The sequence below is a fragment of the Algibacter lectus genome (genome assembly GCF_900112395.1).
GTDB lineage: Bacteria > Bacteroidota > Bacteroidia > Flavobacteriales > Flavobacteriaceae > Algibacter > Algibacter lectus.
This window is the reverse complement of sequence record NZ_FOLN01000003.1, coordinates 541,043-557,926: the sequence shown is the minus strand read 5'-3', so window position 1 is coordinate 557,926 and position 16,884 is coordinate 541,043. Positions and strand designations below refer to the sequence as shown.

At 33.7% G+C, this 16,884-nt stretch carries 15 protein-coding genes; 12 read left to right on the top strand and 3 right to left on the bottom strand.

Annotation, left to right across the window (positions count from 1 at the left end; translation table 11 throughout):
• Positions 1-73: 73 nt before the first annotated feature.
• A complete protein-coding gene (gene mutS, locus BM246_RS08170) occupies positions 74-2,686 on the bottom strand; it encodes a DNA mismatch repair protein MutS (protein ID WP_074937045.1) in 2,613 nt (870 codons plus the stop codon).
• 319 nt (positions 2,687-3,005) lie between these two features.
• On the opposite strand from mutS, the gene BM246_RS08165 reads away from it, so the two are divergent.
• From BM246_RS08165 to BM246_RS08155, 3 genes are all read left to right on the top strand, one after another.
• Positions 3,006-3,545 (top strand): RNA methyltransferase, encoded by a 540-nt coding sequence (locus tag BM246_RS08165; protein ID WP_074937043.1) that lies wholly within the window; start codon positions 3,006-3,008, stop codon positions 3,543-3,545.
• A 2-nt stretch (positions 3,546-3,547) separates the two neighbouring features.
• Complete coding sequence (locus BM246_RS08160) at positions 3,548-4,375, top strand: cupin domain-containing protein (protein ID WP_042502629.1); 828 nt, start codon at positions 3,548-3,550, stop codon at positions 4,373-4,375.
• A 122-nt stretch (positions 4,376-4,497) separates the two neighbouring features.
• Positions 4,498-5,157: a class I SAM-dependent methyltransferase gene (locus BM246_RS08155; RefSeq protein ID WP_231961833.1), complete on the top strand. Its 660-nt coding sequence runs from the start codon at positions 4,498-4,500 to the stop codon at positions 5,155-5,157.
• 21 nt (positions 5,158-5,178) lie between these two features.
• Here BM246_RS08155 and folK read toward each other — a convergent pair whose 3' ends face one another.
• A complete protein-coding gene (gene folK / locus BM246_RS08150) occupies positions 5,179-6,306 on the bottom strand; it encodes a 2-amino-4-hydroxy-6-hydroxymethyldihydropteridine diphosphokinase (protein WP_042496655.1) in 1,128 nt (375 codons plus the stop codon).
• 73 nt (positions 6,307-6,379) lie between these two features.
• Between folK and BM246_RS08145 the strand changes: the two genes are divergently transcribed.
• The 8 genes from BM246_RS08145 (at position 6,380) to BM246_RS08110 (ending at position 12,972) form a co-directional block, all read left to right on the top strand.
• Complete coding sequence (locus tag BM246_RS08145; protein WP_042496653.1) at positions 6,380-7,084, top strand: queuosine precursor transporter; 705 nt, start codon at positions 6,380-6,382, stop codon at positions 7,082-7,084.
• Positions 7,085-7,169: 85 nt separating this feature from the next.
• Positions 7,170-9,857, top strand: coding sequence for an AsmA-like C-terminal region-containing protein (locus BM246_RS08140; protein ID WP_074937042.1), 2,688 nt, complete (start codon positions 7,170-7,172; stop codon positions 9,855-9,857).
• A 67-nt stretch (positions 9,858-9,924) separates the two neighbouring features.
• On the top strand, positions 9,925-10,428 hold the full coding sequence (locus BM246_RS08135; protein ID WP_042502621.1) for a GbsR/MarR family transcriptional regulator: 504 nt from the start codon (positions 9,925-9,927) through the stop codon (positions 10,426-10,428).
• A gap of 54 nt (positions 10,429-10,482) precedes the next feature.
• Positions 10,483-10,845, top strand: coding sequence for a hypothetical protein (locus tag BM246_RS19955; protein ID WP_160491506.1), 363 nt, complete (start codon positions 10,483-10,485; stop codon positions 10,843-10,845).
• A complete protein-coding gene (locus BM246_RS08125; protein ID WP_042496642.1) occupies positions 10,832-11,227 on the top strand; it encodes a hypothetical protein in 396 nt (131 codons plus the stop codon). The genes BM246_RS19955 and BM246_RS08125 overlap by 14 nt, the downstream gene beginning before the upstream one ends.
• 8 nt (positions 11,228-11,235) lie before the next feature.
• Positions 11,236-12,111 carry a methyltransferase domain-containing protein gene (locus tag BM246_RS08120; protein WP_074937037.1) on the top strand — a complete coding sequence of 292 codons (876 nt, stop codon included), beginning with the start codon at positions 11,236-11,238 and terminating at the stop codon, positions 12,109-12,111.
• Between the two features lie 43 nt (positions 12,112-12,154).
• Positions 12,155-12,706 (top strand): sigma-70 family RNA polymerase sigma factor, encoded by a 552-nt coding sequence (locus BM246_RS08115; protein WP_042496633.1) that lies wholly within the window; start codon positions 12,155-12,157, stop codon positions 12,704-12,706.
• A gap of 2 nt (positions 12,707-12,708) precedes the next feature.
• Positions 12,709-12,972 carry a hypothetical protein gene (locus BM246_RS08110; RefSeq protein ID WP_042496631.1) on the top strand — a complete coding sequence of 88 codons (264 nt, stop codon included), beginning with the start codon at positions 12,709-12,711 and terminating at the stop codon, positions 12,970-12,972.
• On the opposite strand, the gene BM246_RS08105 is transcribed toward BM246_RS08110, so the two are convergent.
• Positions 12,969-13,868 (bottom strand): UbiA prenyltransferase family protein, encoded by a 900-nt coding sequence (locus tag BM246_RS08105; protein WP_231961832.1) that lies wholly within the window; start codon positions 13,866-13,868, stop codon positions 12,969-12,971. The genes BM246_RS08110 and BM246_RS08105 overlap by 4 nt on opposite strands.
• A 55-nt stretch (positions 13,869-13,923) precedes the next feature.
• Between BM246_RS08105 and gcvP the strand changes: the two genes are divergently transcribed.
• The gene (gcvP, locus tag BM246_RS08100) at positions 13,924-16,773 is read left to right on the top strand and encodes an aminomethyl-transferring glycine dehydrogenase (protein WP_074937035.1); all 2,850 of its coding nucleotides are present in this window, start codon (positions 13,924-13,926) and stop codon (positions 16,771-16,773) included.
• The last annotated feature ends 111 nt before the right edge of the window (positions 16,774-16,884 follow it).

Here is a 16,884-nt window from a genome sequence, read left to right as displayed (position 1 = left end):
ACTATTGCGGTTGCAAATTTAAGACTTTTATTGGATTACCAAAGCCTTTTTCAAAAAAAAATTAAAAAACTTTTTAAACCTGCTTTTTCTTCACCAGCATTCGCTTAATTTCATTCAGTTTCATAAGCGCTTCTACCGGTGTAAGTGTATCAATATCAATATCTAATATTTCGTCTTTTATATTTTCCAGTAATGGGTCGTCTAAATTAAAAAAACTGAGCTGCATATCGTCTTGCATCGATTTTACTTTATTTGTGAGTTCTTCACTAGAATGCGACTTCTCTAATTTCTCTAAAATTTTATTCGCACGGTGTAAAACTTGCTGAGGCATACCCGCCATTTTTGCCACATGTATACCAAAACTATGTGCACTTCCGCCTTCAACTAGCTTTCTCAAGAAAAGTACATTGTCTTTTAATTCTTTTACAGAAACATTAAAGTTTTTAATGCGTCCAAAAGTTTCTGTCATTTCATTCAACTCATGGTAATGTGTTGCAAATAACGTTTTAGGTTTTGCCGGATGCTCGTGCAAGTATTCACTAATAGCCCAAGCAATAGAAATACCATCGTATGTACTTGTACCACGTCCAATTTCATCTAAAAGCACCAAACTACGTTCAGATATGTTATTTAGAATAGACGCCGTTTCGTTCATCTCTACCATAAAAGTAGATTCGCCCATCGAAATATTATCACTAGCACCTACTCTAGTAAATATTTTATCTACCAAACCTATTCTAGCTTCTTTTGCAGGCACAAAACTTCCCATTTGAGCCAAGAGCACAATAAGTGCTGTTTGACGTAAAATAGCCGACTTACCAGACATGTTAGGCCCAGTAATCATGATAAGTTGTTGTGTGGTTCTATCTAAAAACACATCGTTGGCAATATAAGCTTCACCAATAGGCAATTGTTTCTCAATTACAGGGTGACGACCTTCCTTAATTTCTAAATCGTGAGACTCATCTATTAAAGGATAGATGTAACTATTATCTTTTGCTAACTGTGCAAAACCGCATAAACAATCTATTTGCCCTATTAAATAAGCGTTTTGTTGAACAGCCTTTATATATTGATTCATCCAACTCACCAATTCAGCAAATAGTTTTTGCTCAATGGCTTGTATTTTATCTTCGGCACCTAAAATTTTGGCTTCGTACTCTTTTAACTCCTCAGTAATATAACGTTCGGCATTTACCAAAGTTTGTTTTCTAATCCATTCTTCTGGCACTTTATCTTTATGCGTATTTCGCACCTCTATATAGTAACCAAACACATTGTTTGATGCTATTTTAAGCGATGTAATACCGGTACGTTCACTTTCGCGGGCCAACATACCGTTTAAGTAATCTTTTCCAGAAGTAGAAAGCGCTCGTAACTCATCTAATTCTTTAGAAAAACCTTCGGCAATACTATTTCCTTTTAAAACATTTACAGGAGCCTCTTCATTTAGAGTTTCTATAATTTTAGCACGAAGCACTTCGCAACTCTGCAACGTATCTCCAATAATTTTCAACGATTCGTTATCGCAATTGGTAGCCAACGTTTTTATTGGCACAATAGCTTCTAATGAATTTTTAAGTTGAATAACCTCTCGCGGATTCACTTTAGTTGTAGCCACTTTAGAAATTAAGCGCTCCAAATCTCCAATACTCTTTATGTGGTTTTGAATGGTTTGCAACGTAATATCTTCTGTTTTTAAAAACTTAACCACCTCATGGCGCTGTTTTATTTTTGCCACGTTTTTTAAAGGCAAAGCCAACCAACGTTTTAAAAGCCTACCACCCATTGGCGAAATAGTTTTATCTATAACATTTAAAAGGGTTACGGCATTATTATTTGTAGAATTATAAAGTTCTAGATTACGAATGGTAAAACGATCCATCCACACATAATCATCTTCCGCAATACGCGAAATAGATGTAATATGCTGTAGTTTATGGTGCTGCGTTTCTCCTAAATAATGCAAAATAGAACCCGAAGCAATAATCCCTTCGTACAAATCTTCTATACCAAAACCTTTTAATGTTTTAGTATCAAAGTGTTTTATTAAGGTTTCGTAGGCGTAATCGGTTTGGTATACCCAATCTTCTAAATAAAAGGTATGAAAATCTTCTCCAAAGGTTTCATTAAACTTAGCGCGCTTTTGTTTAGAAACTAAAACTTCACTTGGGTTAAAATTTTGAAGTAATTTATCGATATACTCCGCATTACCTTGCGATGTTAAAAACTCACCGGTAGAAATATCTAAAAACGAAATTCCTATATATTTTTTATCAAAATAAACCGAACATAAAAAATTGTTCGATTTAGACACTAAAACCTCATCGTTTAAAGCCACACCAGGTGTTACCAACTCGGTTACACCACGCTTTACAATGTTTTTGGTTTGCTTTGGGTCTTCTAGTTGGTCGCAAATAGCAACACGCTCGCCGGCCTTTACCAGTTTAGGTAAATAAGTATTTAATGAATGGTGCGGAAAACCAGCCAATTCAATCTCGCTTTCGCTACCTGCACCACGCTTGGTTAAAATAATACCTAAAATTCCTGCTGTTTTTACAGCATCGGAGCCAAAGGTTTCGTAAAAATCGCCCACTCTAAACAGCAACAAAGCATCTGGATATTTAGCCTTGATGGCGTTGTACTGTTTCATTAACGGTGTTACTTTTTTACTTTTTGTTGCCAATGGTTTTCTGTTTTAGTAAGTTTGCTAAAGTAACTATTATTCTATTTTTTTTGAAGTTGAAACCATAGAAGTTATTGCTATTTGTTCACAAATTCACGATTGTTATTTATTAAACCGAATATTAGAACGGAGTAAGCACACAACAATGGCGCGTTAGGGATTAAACGGCCTGTTTGAGCTCTTTTTGTGTGGTTGCACCTATGCAACACAAAAAAGCGAGTAGTGCAAGCCCGACCCTTGGGGAACGCCAAAAGAAATAAACACGTTAAAATTTAGATAGGTTTTCGCTTTCGCGGAAATAAAAAACATACAATGTACCATGCGTAAATTAAAAAACAACGAACTAGACAGACTGAGTGTTGATGCTTTTAAAGAGGCTAAAAAAACACCTATTATTATTGTTCTAGATAATATTAGAAGCTTAAATAATATTGGTTCGGTGTTTAGAACCAGTGATGCCTTTTTAGTTGAGAAAATTTACCTCTGTGGTATTACCGCAACGCCACCACATAAAGACATACATAAAACGGCACTTGGAAGCACGGACACCGTAGCTTGGGAACACGTTGAAAACACCATGGATTTGGTTGAAAAACTTAAAGCCGATAAAGTAAAAATCTGTTCCATTGAGCAAGCTAAAAATGCAACCATGCTTAACAATTTTACTCCAGAGGAGAATACGAAATACGCACTTGTTTTTGGTAACGAAGTTAAGGGTGTAGCACAAAATGTGGTTAGCGCTAGTGATGTGGTTATTGAGATTCCGCAGTACGGCACAAAACATTCTTTAAACATTTCTGTGAGTTGTGGTGTTGTTGTTTGGGATATATTTAGTAAATTGGTAAACCAATTTAACTAACAATGAAAATTAATTTAAAATTATCCATTTTAGCAGCGCTTCTTTTCGCTGCCGCTGCAGTTTACGCGCAAGAAATCCCTATCAAGCATCTTGATATGGACATGCAAAAAGACCAGCAAGAACAAAGTAAAAACATTTTAACCGATGAGATTGACGGTGTCACTACCGAACACATTACCATTAATAGCGATATTACCCAAAAGGTAGATATTAATGACACGCACAAAACCATTTATTTATTTATAACTGGTAATGCAACATTAACTTCTGGTGGTAAAACTTACGAGATTGTACCGGAAACTATTATGTTACCGAACAATGTTGATGATATTGAATTTAAAGCTAATGAGAACGAAACACTACATTATCTTAAAATATCGGTTTTACAAACGGAATTAGATATTGTAGATATTAAAACGTTCCCGAAAGAAAACGTAGACACTATTTACTTTAAACAGTTTACCGATTGCGAATCGTATACGGAACCTATTAAAAGTCCGCAAACAACAAGTAGAACTATATTACCTAACAAGTACATACCAAGAGTGGCTATGGGGACAGTTAGAACTATTGGCCCGGACAAAGTTGGTGCGCACGTACACGGCATGCTAGAGCAATTATTTTTAGGTCTTACGGATAATAACAGTGTTGTTTATGCCGATGAAGCTCAGGTTGATTTTCCTGAATACTCTTTATTACACATTCCGAGAGGTTCGAGCCACTCGGTGAGTGTAGAAGCGGATAATGAAATGTATTATGTTTGGATGGATTTCTTTGTTGATAAAGACGGAGAAGCTTGGCTAGAAACACATAACAAGGAAGAAAAATAAAAACTTCTTTTTTTAAATTAAACGCATAGTGCAAACTAAGTTTTTGAAAACCTGATTTATTAAGGGTTACAAAAATTTAGTTTGCATTTTTGTTACAATGAAACCTGAAAAACTTTAAAGAGGTGACAAAAAAAGCTAAAAAACCATGGCCAACTAAAGATGCCATGAATCAGATTTACGAATTGAACCTTTGGGGCGGCAGTGAATTCGATTTCTATTCTGGATCTGGCTCTCACAACCCTGATATAGTAAATCCGTATTTAGATGTTTTAACTGCTTTTTTAGAATCGCACAACAAAAATTTAACAGTCTGCGATTTAGGTTGTGGTGATTTCAATATTGGCAAACAACTTACGCAATTCACCAAAAAATATATTGCTATAGATATTGTAGAAAACCTTATTGAAAGAAATAAACAAATACATCAAGCTAACAATTTAGAATTCCATTGTCTAGATATTGCTAAAGATGAACTTCCAATGAGCGACTGTATTATTGTTCGCCAAGTATTACAGCATTTATCTAATGCAGAAATAAAAAATGTAGTAGAAAAATTAACGAATTACAAATACATTATACTCACAGAACACTTACCTCTAGGCGACTTTAAACCCAATAAAGATATTATTTCTGGACAAGGTATCAGGCTGAAACAGAATAGTGGCGTTAACTTATTAGAAGCACCTTTTAATTTAAAGATTAAAACAGAAACTATACTCGGAGAATATAATTTAGAGCAACACAAAGGACGTATTGTAACGAAGTTGCTTGAGATGTTTTAATTTGAAAAAATTCTAAATACTCTACTCACAAATTTCACCTAAAACCCAAAGGTAATCACTTCTATTTGCAACAAAATCTCGATTAGAAATATCGATAATTTTTACATTAAAATTTTTCTGGCTTTTTAAGAACTCTAAATAACCCGAGTTAATTTTTTCAAGATAATCGTCTGCTATATTTTGTTCGTAATCGCGTCCGCGTTTTTTAATATTTTGCTGTAAACGCTCAGTATTTTGATATAAATAAATGTACAGTTCCGGCTTTGGGATATCTTTATACATTAAATAAAACAACTTCCGGTACAAGCCATACTCGTCGTTATTTAAGGTGATTTTAGAAAAAATAAGCGATTTAAAAACATCGTAATCGCTCACTACAAATTGCTTAAATAGATCGAGTTGCGCCAAATCTTCTGAGATTTGTTGATATCTATCAGCTAGAAAAGACATCTCTAAAGTAAAAGCATAACGCTGCGCATCGTTATAAAACTTAGGTAAAAACGGATTATCTGCAAAACGCTCCATAAGCAGTCTCGCGTTAAAATCCTGCGCTATTTTATTAGCCAAACTGGTTTTACCTGCACCGATATTTCCTTCAATAGCGATGTAATTGTATTTAGAAAAATCGAGCGATTTAGTTGGGTTTTTTAACCAAATATTTATGGGCTCCAAAACCGAATCATCTTTACAAGCTGCCAATAACTCAGCTACTGTTTTTCCAAGTTTAGCATGTTTCACTTTTGCAGCAACATCGTTAAGCGGCAATAAAACAAACTTTCGTTTTTGCATTTCTGGGTGTGGTACCTGCAACGTTTCAGTGTTTATTATTTCATCTTCAAATAAAACAATATCTAAATCTATTATTCGAGCTTCGTAAGCATCTTTTAATTTTCGTGTTCTTCCTAAATCTGTTTCAATAGTTAACAACAGATCTAGAACATGTTGTGGCTCTAAATCACTCTCTAAAACCAAACAACAATTTAAAAAATCTTCACTTTCAAAACCAAAAGCTGGCGATTTATACACTTTAGAAATCAACTTAACACTACCTATCTGTTGATAAATAGCATCGACGGCGTTTTGCAAATTTTTAAATTTATCGCCTTTATTACTTCCTAATGCAATATGAAATGTTCTTGGTTTCGTCATAAGTATCGGCAAAATAATGAAAACTAAATGGTTTCATTGTATATTTACACGAGGTATTTATTCACAACTTTATATGACTTTAAAAGACAAACTCGCTGCCCAACGAATTTACATGCTTTTGGGAGCCTTATTTATTACCTCTTTAGTAGTTTCTAATCTTATTTTTCAGAAATTTTTTTACTGGCATCCTTTTGATGTTGAAATTTTTGGATCTAAACTTTTCGAAGTTTCTGTTGGCATACTACCCTACCCTATTACTTTCTTAATCACCGATTTAATAAGTGAAATTTATGGGAAAAAGCGCGCCAACCAAATTGTAACAGCCGGAATTTTCGCTTCGTTTTTCTCACTTTTAATTGTTTATGTTTCTAGCATTGTTCCCGCAACACCATGGTCTCCAGTAAAAAACGACATGTTTAACACCGTATTTGGCAATACCGTTTTAGCTGTATTTGCAAGCATGATGGCTTATTTATTTGCTCAATTTATAGATATTCAAATTTATCATTTCTGGAAACGACTTACAAAAGGCAAACATTTATGGCTTCGGAATAACTTTTCAACCTTCTTATCTCAATTTATTGACACCTTTACCGTAGTTGGATTGCTTTGCATTTTCGAAATTATTGCCTGGGATCGCTTTTTAGGTTTATTACTAAGTGGTTTTCTTTTTAAAGTGATTATTGCATTTTTAGATACTCCTTTTTTATATTTAGGCGTATTTTTGTTTAGAAAACGATTCAATTTAAAAATAAACCAAGAAATAGATTTACTTTAGAATTGCGTTAAAATTAACTTAAATCCGCCCTTAATTTCATCCCCTAACACGTTTTTTACGTAAATATTTTTACAAACAGCTCATTATGAAGAAAGTTTTAAAAATCACCGGTTTTACCATACTTACCGTACTTATATTATTAATCACGATTCCTTTTGTTTTCCAAGGAAAAATTCAAGGCATTGTAAAACAATTTATAAATGATAACGTAAATGCTCAAGTAGAATTTAGCGATGTAAGCCTAAGCTTTATCCGTAGCTTTCCTGAGGCCCACGTTGGTATAAACGATTTTGTTATCACCAATTTCGAACCTTTTAAAGGCGACACCTTGGTAGCAGCAAAATCTATTGCGTTTACCGTGTCTATACCCGAATTATTTAAAACAACAGGTGAAGAGCCTATTGTTGTGAATAGCATTTTTGTAGATGAAGCAATGATTACTTTAAAAACCAATGCAGAAGGACAAACCAATTACGATATTGCCAAAGCTAGCGAAACTGAAACAACAACAGACACAACTGGCAGCAGTTTTGCTTTCAGCATAGACGAATACAGCATAAAAAATAGTGGTTTTAATTATATAGATGAAAGTTCTAAAATGATGATGCAAATCTCAGAGCTAAACCATACCGGAAGCGGAACTTTTTCGGGAGAAACATCGGAACTCGATACTGAAACAGAAGCCAATGTTAGCTTCACCATGGACGGCACAAATTACCTAAACCATAATGCCATAAAACTTGATGCTTTAATAGATTTAGACTTAACAAATAGCAAATACACTTTTAAAGAAAATAAAGGCTACATCAATAAATTACCAATAGAATTTGATGGTTTTGTTCAGTTATTAGATGAAGGTCAGAATATCGATTTAACATTTAAAAACCCAGAATCTGATTTCAAAAATTTCTTAGCCTTAATTCCAGAAACGTATTCAGGCAGTTTAGATGGCGTACAAACTAGTGGAGACTTTACTATTAATGGTATTGTAAAAGGTATTAATTCTGATAAAACCATTCCTAAATTAGATATTAATATCGCCTCGAACAATGCGTCTTTTAAATATCCCGATTTACCAAAAAGCGTAACAAACATTGTAATTAACACTTCTATAAAAAACACAACAGGTTTTTTAGACGACACTTTTGTTGATATAAAAACCTTGAACTTTAAAATAGACGACGATGTTTTTAAATCGTCTGCCAGCATAAAAAACATAACTAAAAACATGCTTGTAAGTGCCAATTTAGACGGTGTTTTAAACTTAGCTAATATCACAAAAGCATACCCTGTTGAATTATCAAGTCCGCTTACAGGTATTTTAAAAGCAAAATTAAGCACGGCTTTTGATATGAATGCGATTGAAACTAATGCCTTTGAACGCATTAAAAGTAACGGAATTGCTAGCCTTAGTAATTTTGTATATACTTCTGAAGATATGGCAAACCCTCTAGAAATTTCAGAAGCAGATTTAACCTTTAATCCTCAAACCGTTTCACTAAATCATTTTAAAGCAAAAACAGGTGAAAGTGATTTAAATGCTAGCGGAACTATAAACAACTTACTAGGTTTTGTACTTAGTGACACGACACTAAAAGGTAATTTCGATTTAAATTCGAACCTTTTTAAAATGAGTGATTTTATGTCGGAAAGCGAAACAGCTTCAACCGAAACAAAAACACAAACTCCAACAGAATCGGAAGCCTTAAAAATCCCTGCTTTTTTAGATTGCACTATAAACGCCAATGCTAAAACCGTAATTTATGATAATTTAACGTTAACCGATGTTAAAGGGAAATTATTAATTAAAGATGAAGCTGCAACGTTAAGCAACGTATCATCAAGTATTTTTGATGGAGCGCTTTCAATCTCAGGAGACGTTTCAACTAAAACAGAAACACCTACATTTAATTTTAACTTAGGCGCTAACGATTTCGATATTTCAAAATCTTTTAAGGGTTTAGAACTACTTCAAAACCTGGCTCCTATTGCCAAAATTTTACAAGGAAAACTAAACACAACTATTAATTTATCAGGAAGTTTAGATAAAGATTTTGCTCCAAATTTAAGCACCGTTTCGGGTAATGCACTAGCAGAATTATTAACAACAAACCTATCTGAAAACGAAAGCGGCCTTTTAAGTAAACTTGAAAACTCGTTAAGCTTTATAGACTTTACCAAACTCGATTTAAAAGATCTAAAAACCAAGTTAGAATTTGCCAATGGGCAAGTAAGCGTAAAACCTTTCGATTTAAAATATAAAGATATTGCCATTACCGTTTCTGGTGCTCATGGTTTTGATCAAACATTAAATTACAACGCTATTTTTAATGTGCCAGCAAAATACCTCGGCTCGGATATTACATCGCTTATTAGTAAAATTGATAGCGAAGAGGCTAACAACATTACCATTCCGGTTACTGCAAATATTGGCGGGTCTTACACGAGTCCGACTGTAAAAACCGATTTAACAAGTGGTGTTACCAACCTAACAAAACAACTTGTTGAAATTGAAAAACAAAAACTTCTTAATAAAGGAAAAGACAAAGTTACAGACCTAATTGGTGGTATTATTAATGGTAATAAAACAAAAACAGACTCTACTAAAACAGAACAAACTAATGCTGTTAAAGATGTTTTAGGAGGTATTATTGGCAATAAAACAACTAAAACAGATTCTACTCAAACCACACCTAGCAATAACACTACAAATGCTGTAAAAAATGTACTTGGTGGTTTCTTAAAGAAAAAGACGAAGGATACGGTTAAATAATTTTGATCAGCAAAAATAAACTTTCAATAATTATTGAAAGTTCAGAAATATTATATATATTTGCGGTATGGAATACCAAGAAGCAAAAGATAAGTTTATTAGCACATGGGGAAGTTTAGGCACACTTTGGGGCATAAACAAAGCTATGGCGCAAATACAATCTTTGCTTTTTATTTCTACTAAACCCTTATCCATGGAAGAAATTATGGCGGAACTCAAAATCTCCCGTGGTAACACAAGCATGAATTTGCGTCAACTTATGGATTGGGGTATTGTTACAAAAGAGCTTATTCCAGGAGAACGTAAGGAGTATTTTTCTACTGAAAAAGATGTACAAGAACTTGCCAGACATATTGCAAAAGAACGTAGCCGTCGTGAAATAAAACCTGTTATTAAAGTTTTAAAAGACGTATCCTCGATAAAAGATGATGGTACTGAAAAAACAAGAGAACTTATTAAACAAACCAAAGCTTTGCATGATTTAGCTGAAACTGCTGATGCGATGATGAATAAAATTGTAAACCAAGAACAAACTTGGATCACTAAATCATTATTGAAACTCATCAAATAAAAAAAATTTAAATAATACTTTCAGTAATTTCTGAAAGTTTAAAATGTTCAGAAAATGAATTATAATCTTCTTACATATAGCATTTACCTCCCCATCATCTTTTTTATCATGATAAAAATTGGTTGGTTGTTCTACACGCACGGAGAAATATACCTCATTCATTTATTTCAACAAAACACCCAACTGGTAAAAAACATAAACAACATTTTACTTATTGGCTACTATCTCACTAACCTTGGTTATGCCATTTTCTCAATTGCATATTGGGAACAATTAAATTCAATAATTCAAATTATTAACTCGCTAAGCTACCGCTTAGGCATCATTATTCTCGGGTTAGCCATTTTACACTACAACAATGTTTTTTGGCTCACCTTTCTTGTAAAATCAAAATCAATACATCATGGAAAATTCTAAAATTATTATCGCTTACTTAATCTATTTACCAATTGTTATCGCCTTAACAATCTACGTTTCCAAAATGCTATTCAAAAATGGAAAACTCTTTATGATTGACATTTTTAAAGGCAAAGAAGACATCGCATTAGCAACAAACAAATTATTCGAAATAGGTTTTTATCTTATCAATATAGGTTGGGCTATGTTAATTCTAAAAATAACTTATCAAGCACAAGAAGGCCCTACTTACCAATCAATCATTGAAATATTAAGTAAAAAAATAGGCGCCTTTTCTATCTATCTAGGCGTGATGCTGTTCTTAAATTTATATTTCTTTTTTAGAGGAAGAAGCAAATCTAGACAGTCTTTAAAAGCAAACACTAAAGTTCAACTTCAATAACAAAACCTATGACTACCGCAACCATTAATTTAGAAAAAAGCCCTGAAACGAACCGTATAGAGATGATTGATTTCTATAACGAAGCTACCGAAGACTACGAATTTTGGAGCAAAGATTTCAACATGCACTTTGGGTATTTTATTCCTTTTAAAACAAATCCCTTCAAGAGAGATTCTATGTTAAACGAAATGAATAATCAAGTAATAAAAAGATTGAACTTAACTAATAAAAAAGCTTCATTAATAGATATGGGCTGCGGTATGGGAGGCACCATGCGTTATGCTTTAAAAAATAAAAAAAACTTATCTGCTTTTGGAGTTACCTTATCAGAATTTCAAATGCAACAAGGAAACATGCTTCTTAAAAATTATAGAGGAAACATTTTAAAAGAAAATTATAACAACACATCATTTCCTTCAAACACATTCAATGCGGCCTTAGCCATAGAAAGCTTTTGCCATTCTGGACATAGTGATAAATCTATTAAAGAAGCTTATCGCGTTTTAAAACCAAATGGAAGATTGGTCATTGCCGATGCTTTCTTAAAAAAACAAGCTTCAACATTACAACATACCAGCAAGCTTGCTTACAAAAGCCTTTGTGATCATTGGAGTTTAGAAAAGTTAGAAACCATCGAAAACATGGTTAACAAGCTAACAGAGCAAGGTTTTAAAGACATTAAAATAGAAAACACATCATTTAAAGTTGCGCCTTCTGTATTACACGTTCCTTTTGCTATCACAGGTTTCATCTTAAAAAAACTATTCGCATCAAAAACATTAAAACGAGAAAGCCTACATAACCTAAAAGGATCTTTTTACGCCTTACTTTCTGGATTACACTTTAAAAGCTTTGGTTATTACATTATTAGTTGCACCAAATAATAAATTCATTTTTTTACCTTATTTTTGGTGAAAATTGTACACTATGCCCAAACACGAAATACATCCCGATAAGTGGATCGATTTATACGCAGATTACTTGTTTAACTACACAGTAACCCGCGTAAGCGATAGAGAAATCGCTCAAGATTTGGTGCAAGACACATTTTTGGCAGGGTTAAAATCAATGAAAAACTTTAAAGGAGAAGCAAGTGAACGCACTTGGCTGATTTCCATTTTAAAACGAAAAATCATTGATCATTACCGAAAAATAAACTCAAATAAAGGAAAAGCAGAAGTTAGAATTCAATATAACGATGCAGAATCTGAAGGCGACTGGCTCGAAGAACGTGTTGCCGACCCGTTCGATAAAACAGCCGAAGACAGTATGCAAAACAGTGAATTAGGCGACGCTATACATAATTGCTTAGGCAAATTACCAAAGAAACAAGCCAATGTTTTTAAAATGAAAACAGTATTAAATTATGAAACTGAGGTGATTTGTAATGAACTTAATATCACTGCGTCTAACCTATGGGTAATTATCCACCGAGCACGAACTGCTATGGCCGATTGCTTAAAAGAAAATTGGTTTTAATTATGAGTAAAAAAATAAACATATTCATGCCCTGCGACGAAGCAAACCACGTTTGCGACAAATCGCAATATAAAGAAGCATCTTTATTAGAAAAGATAAAGCTGAATCTGCATTTAATATACTGCAAAGCATGCAGAGGCTATTCTAAAAACAACGCTAAGTTAACTAAACGTATTGAAGCTGCTGAGCTAGAATGCTTAGACCCAAAATGTAAGGAAGACATGAAAAAAGATTTAGAAAAAGCTTTAAAAGAACAGTTACATTAGTCGAAAAACAACATAAGTACTAGCCAAAAAACAGGTAAAGCTTCTACCCAAAACGAAGCATAATAAATACTTTGTTTTTTGCTAGACCACAATAAAAATACTGCTGTAAGTATCGATAATATTAGTAATACCATTATTTTTATTTGATGCGTTTCATCTTTAAAAAACTCTAATAAAAAAAACACTACTAACAGAACCATACCCATTAACTTAGTTCCTTTAATACCTATTTTTTGAGGTACGGTAGATAGTTTTAAACTATCGTATTGTAAATCTCTAATTTCAAAAGGCAGCATAAGCACCAATACATAAAGGTAGCGCTGTATAGCTGTTATAATCACGTCGGTATCTACTGTATATTTATTTTCTATTATAGGAAGACACACCGTTACACCCATCCAAACTAGGCCAATTAAGTAAATTTTAAGCCCGCCAATACTACGTAAATTATTCTGCTGATCTAAAAAAAAACGTTTTGGCAAAAACGGAATCGCATATAAAAAAGTGACCACCCCAAACCCTGCAATACCCAACAAAGTAAAAAAGCTAAGTTGTAATCCATAATAGCACATTAAAATAAAGGCAAAAAACGAAAAAATCTGAATAGCTTTTAACCAACTTGCGAGGCCTCGATGATGAAATTTGGCCACTCCAAAATACTTAACAAAATTATATCCAGTAATTGACGCATAAAACACAAAGCAAAGCACATTTTTTTCATAAGAAAAACCGAACTCTAAAAGTGTAACATAAGTAAGCGCATACACAGACAAAGCCACGTGAATACTGCTATTCAAATAGAAATTAAAAAATTGCTTTAAGAGCCTCATGCCGTAAAAATAAACAAACTGTTGATAACACATGTAAATGGTTAAAAACTTTCTCCTTTCTTCCATAATAAACATCAATTATTATTTATTTTTGCGAAATCTATAACAAATTGTAACTGTAATGAATACAAACGCTTTCGCTTTGCGTCATATTGGTCCTAGAGCAGATGACCAAAATAAAATGTTAACAACCATTGGTGCCGATTCTTTAGATCAGCTTATTTACGAAACCATTCCAGATGATATTCGTTTAAAAAAAGGTTTGGATTTGGACGAACCAATGACAGAACATGAGTATTTACTTCACATTCATGAGTTATCCAAAAAAAACAAAGCCTATAAAACTTATATTGGTTTAGGTTATCATCCTAATATCTTACCTGCAGTAATCCAGCGTAACATATTAGAAAACCCAGGTTGGTACACGGCTTACACACCTTACCAAGCAGAAATTGCTCAAGGTAGATTAGAAGCGCTTTTAAATTACCAAACCATGGTTATTGATTTAACAGGAATGGAAATTGCAAACGCATCGCTGCTTGATGAAAGTACAGCTGCTGCTGAAGCCATGAGCTTACTATTTGCCGTTAGAGAACGTGATCAGAAAAAAGCAGGAGTAAATAAGTTTTTTGTTTCAGAAAACATATTACCACAAACACTGTCTTTACTACAAACAAGATCGAACCCAATTGGCATTGAACTTGTTGTTGGTGCAGAAGAAGATTTTGATTTTTCCGACGCCTTTTTTGGTGCTATTTTACAATACCCAGGAAAAGATGGTCAAATTACAGATATCAAATCTTTTATTTCAAAAGCGAATGATAACAGAATAAAAGTAGCCGTTGCTGCCGATATTTTAAGCTTAGTAAAACTAGAAGCTCCAGGTAAATTTGGTGCAGATGTTGTTCTTGGAACTACACAACGTTTCGGAATCCCAATGGGTTACGGAGGTCCTCACGCCGCTTACTTTGCGACTAAAGAAGCTTACAAACGTGATCTTCCAGGTCGTATTATTGGTGTTACTAAAGATGCTAATGGCAACCGCGCTTTACGTATGGCTTTGCAAACACGCGAGCAACATATTAAGCGAGATAAAGCAACATCAAACATATGTACAGCACAAGTACTTTTAGCCGTTATGGCAAGTATGTATGCCGTTTATCATGGTTCAAAAGGCTTAACGCATATTGCTAATAAAGTACATAACAAAACCGCTATGTTGGCTGGAGCGTTAGAAAAATTAGGATACAAACAAGTTAACTCTTCTTATTTCGATACACTTCAAATAAAAACGAAAGCAAAAAAAATAAAGAAAGTAGCCACCGAGAAAAAGGTGAACTTATACTACCCAGATAGCAAAACCGTTACTATTTCTATAAACGAAACCACTTCAATTAGAGATATAAACTATTTAATTTCTGTATTTGCTAAGGCTGCAAATAAAAAAACAATTAAAATTTCTTCTATTGAATCTTCAAATAATATTGAAGAAAAAATTCAGCGTCAATCGGAATTTCTAACTAGTGATATTTTCAATACACATCATTCAGAAACCGAATTAATGCGTTATATAAAATTACTAGAACGTAAAGATTTATCATTAAATCACTCTATGATTTCTTTAGGTTCTTGTACCATGAAACTTAACGCTGCCGCGGAAATGCTACCGTTAAGTATTTTTAAATGGGCAAACATTCACCCATTTGTTCCTGCTAAACAAGCCAAAGGTTATTTAACAGTAATTAAAGAACTAGAAGATCAACTTACCGAAATTACTGGCTTTGCAGCAACATCACTACAACCAAATTCTGGTGCCCAAGGTGAATTTGCTGGTTTAATGGTAATTAAAGCATATCACGAATCTCGTAACGATCATCACAGAAATATTTGTTTAATACCATCTTCTGCACACGGAACAAACCCTGCAAGTGCTGTTATGGCTGGCATGAAAGTGGTTGTAACAAAATCTACAGCAGAAGGAAATATTGATGTAGACGATTTACGCGAAAAAGCGGAATTACATAAGGATAATTTATCTTGCTTAATGGTTACTTACCCATCTACACATGGTGTTTACGAGTCGGCTATTAAAGAAATTACACAACTTATTCACGATAACGGCGGACAAGTTTATATGGATGGTGCAAACATGAACGCACAAGTAGGTTTAACAAACCCAGGTAATATTGGTGCCGATGTTTGTCACTTAAACTTACACAAAACATTTGCTATCCCTCATGGAGGTGGTGGCCCAGGTGTTGGTCCAATTTGTGTTGCCAAACAACTTGTACCATTTTTACCAGGAAATCCTGTTGTAAAAACAGGCGGAAAAAATGCCATTACTGCTATTTCTGCAGCGCCTTTTGGTTCTGCTTTAGCTTGCTTAATTTCTTACGGTTATATTAAAATGTTAGGTGCAGAAGGTTTAACAGAATCGACTAGAATAGCCATTTTAAACGCTAACTATATCAAACAACGTTTACAAGGTAATTTCGACACATTATATTCTGGAGAACGTGGACGTGCAGCTCACGAAATGATTGTAGATTGTCGTCCATTTAAAGCAAACGGTATTGAGGTTAGTGACATCGCGAAACGTTTAATGGATTATGGTTTCCATGCTCCAACAGTTTCTTTTCCAGTTGCAGGAACATTAATGATTGAACCTACAGAAAGTGAAAGTAAAGCTGAAATTGATCGTTTTTGTGACGCTATGATCTCAATAAAAAAGGAAATAGACAGTGTATCTAAAGACGATAATAACAACGTTTTAAAAAATGCACCACACACATTAGATATGATTACGGCAGACGAATGGATTTTTCCTTACTCGCGCGAAACAGCAGCATTTCCGCTAGATTACGTAAGAGAAAACAAATTCTGGCCAAGCGTTCGTCGTGTAGATGATGCTTACGGTGACCGTAATTTAATATGTTCTTGTACACCTATAGAGGCTTATATGGAGGCGTAAACACCCTTTGAACATCGTAAAATAATAGAAAATAAATTATATCTTTTTTAATAAGATTTTATATTGCCGATATATAAACCATATCGGCAATTTTATGTCTTTTTCGTTATT

What these genes read in the sequence shown, in the direction of transcription:
- BM246_RS08165 (WP_074937043.1), top strand. Translation starts at nt 3,006, where the DNA reads ATGCGTAAATTAAAAAACAACGAACTAGACAGACTGAGTGTTGATGCT.
- BM246_RS08160 (WP_042502629.1), top strand. Translation starts at nt 3,548, where the DNA reads ATGAAAATTAATTTAAAATTATCCATTTTAGCAGCGCTTCTTTTCGCT.
- folK (WP_042496655.1), bottom strand. Translation starts at nt 6,306, where the DNA reads ATGACGAAACCAAGAACATTTCATATTGCATTAGGAAGTAATAAAGGC.
- BM246_RS08145 (WP_042496653.1), top strand. Translation starts at nt 6,380, where the DNA reads ATGACTTTAAAAGACAAACTCGCTGCCCAACGAATTTACATGCTTTTG.
- BM246_RS08140 (WP_074937042.1), top strand. Translation starts at nt 7,170, where the DNA reads ATGAAGAAAGTTTTAAAAATCACCGGTTTTACCATACTTACCGTACTT.
- BM246_RS08135 (WP_042502621.1), top strand. Translation starts at nt 9,925, where the DNA reads ATGGAATACCAAGAAGCAAAAGATAAGTTTATTAGCACATGGGGAAGT.
- BM246_RS19955 (WP_160491506.1), top strand. Translation starts at nt 10,483, where the DNA reads ATGAATTATAATCTTCTTACATATAGCATTTACCTCCCCATCATCTTT.
- BM246_RS08125 (WP_042496642.1), top strand. Translation starts at nt 10,832, where the DNA reads ATGGAAAATTCTAAAATTATTATCGCTTACTTAATCTATTTACCAATT.
- BM246_RS08120 (WP_074937037.1), top strand. Translation starts at nt 11,236, where the DNA reads ATGACTACCGCAACCATTAATTTAGAAAAAAGCCCTGAAACGAACCGT.
- BM246_RS08115 (WP_042496633.1), top strand. Translation starts at nt 12,155, where the DNA reads ATGCCCAAACACGAAATACATCCCGATAAGTGGATCGATTTATACGCA.
- BM246_RS08110 (WP_042496631.1), top strand. Translation starts at nt 12,709, where the DNA reads ATGAGTAAAAAAATAAACATATTCATGCCCTGCGACGAAGCAAACCAC.
- BM246_RS08105 (WP_231961832.1), bottom strand. Translation starts at nt 13,868, where the DNA reads ATGGAAGAAAGGAGAAAGTTTTTAACCATTTACATGTGTTATCAACAG.
- gcvP (WP_074937035.1), top strand. Translation starts at nt 13,924, where the DNA reads ATGAATACAAACGCTTTCGCTTTGCGTCATATTGGTCCTAGAGCAGAT.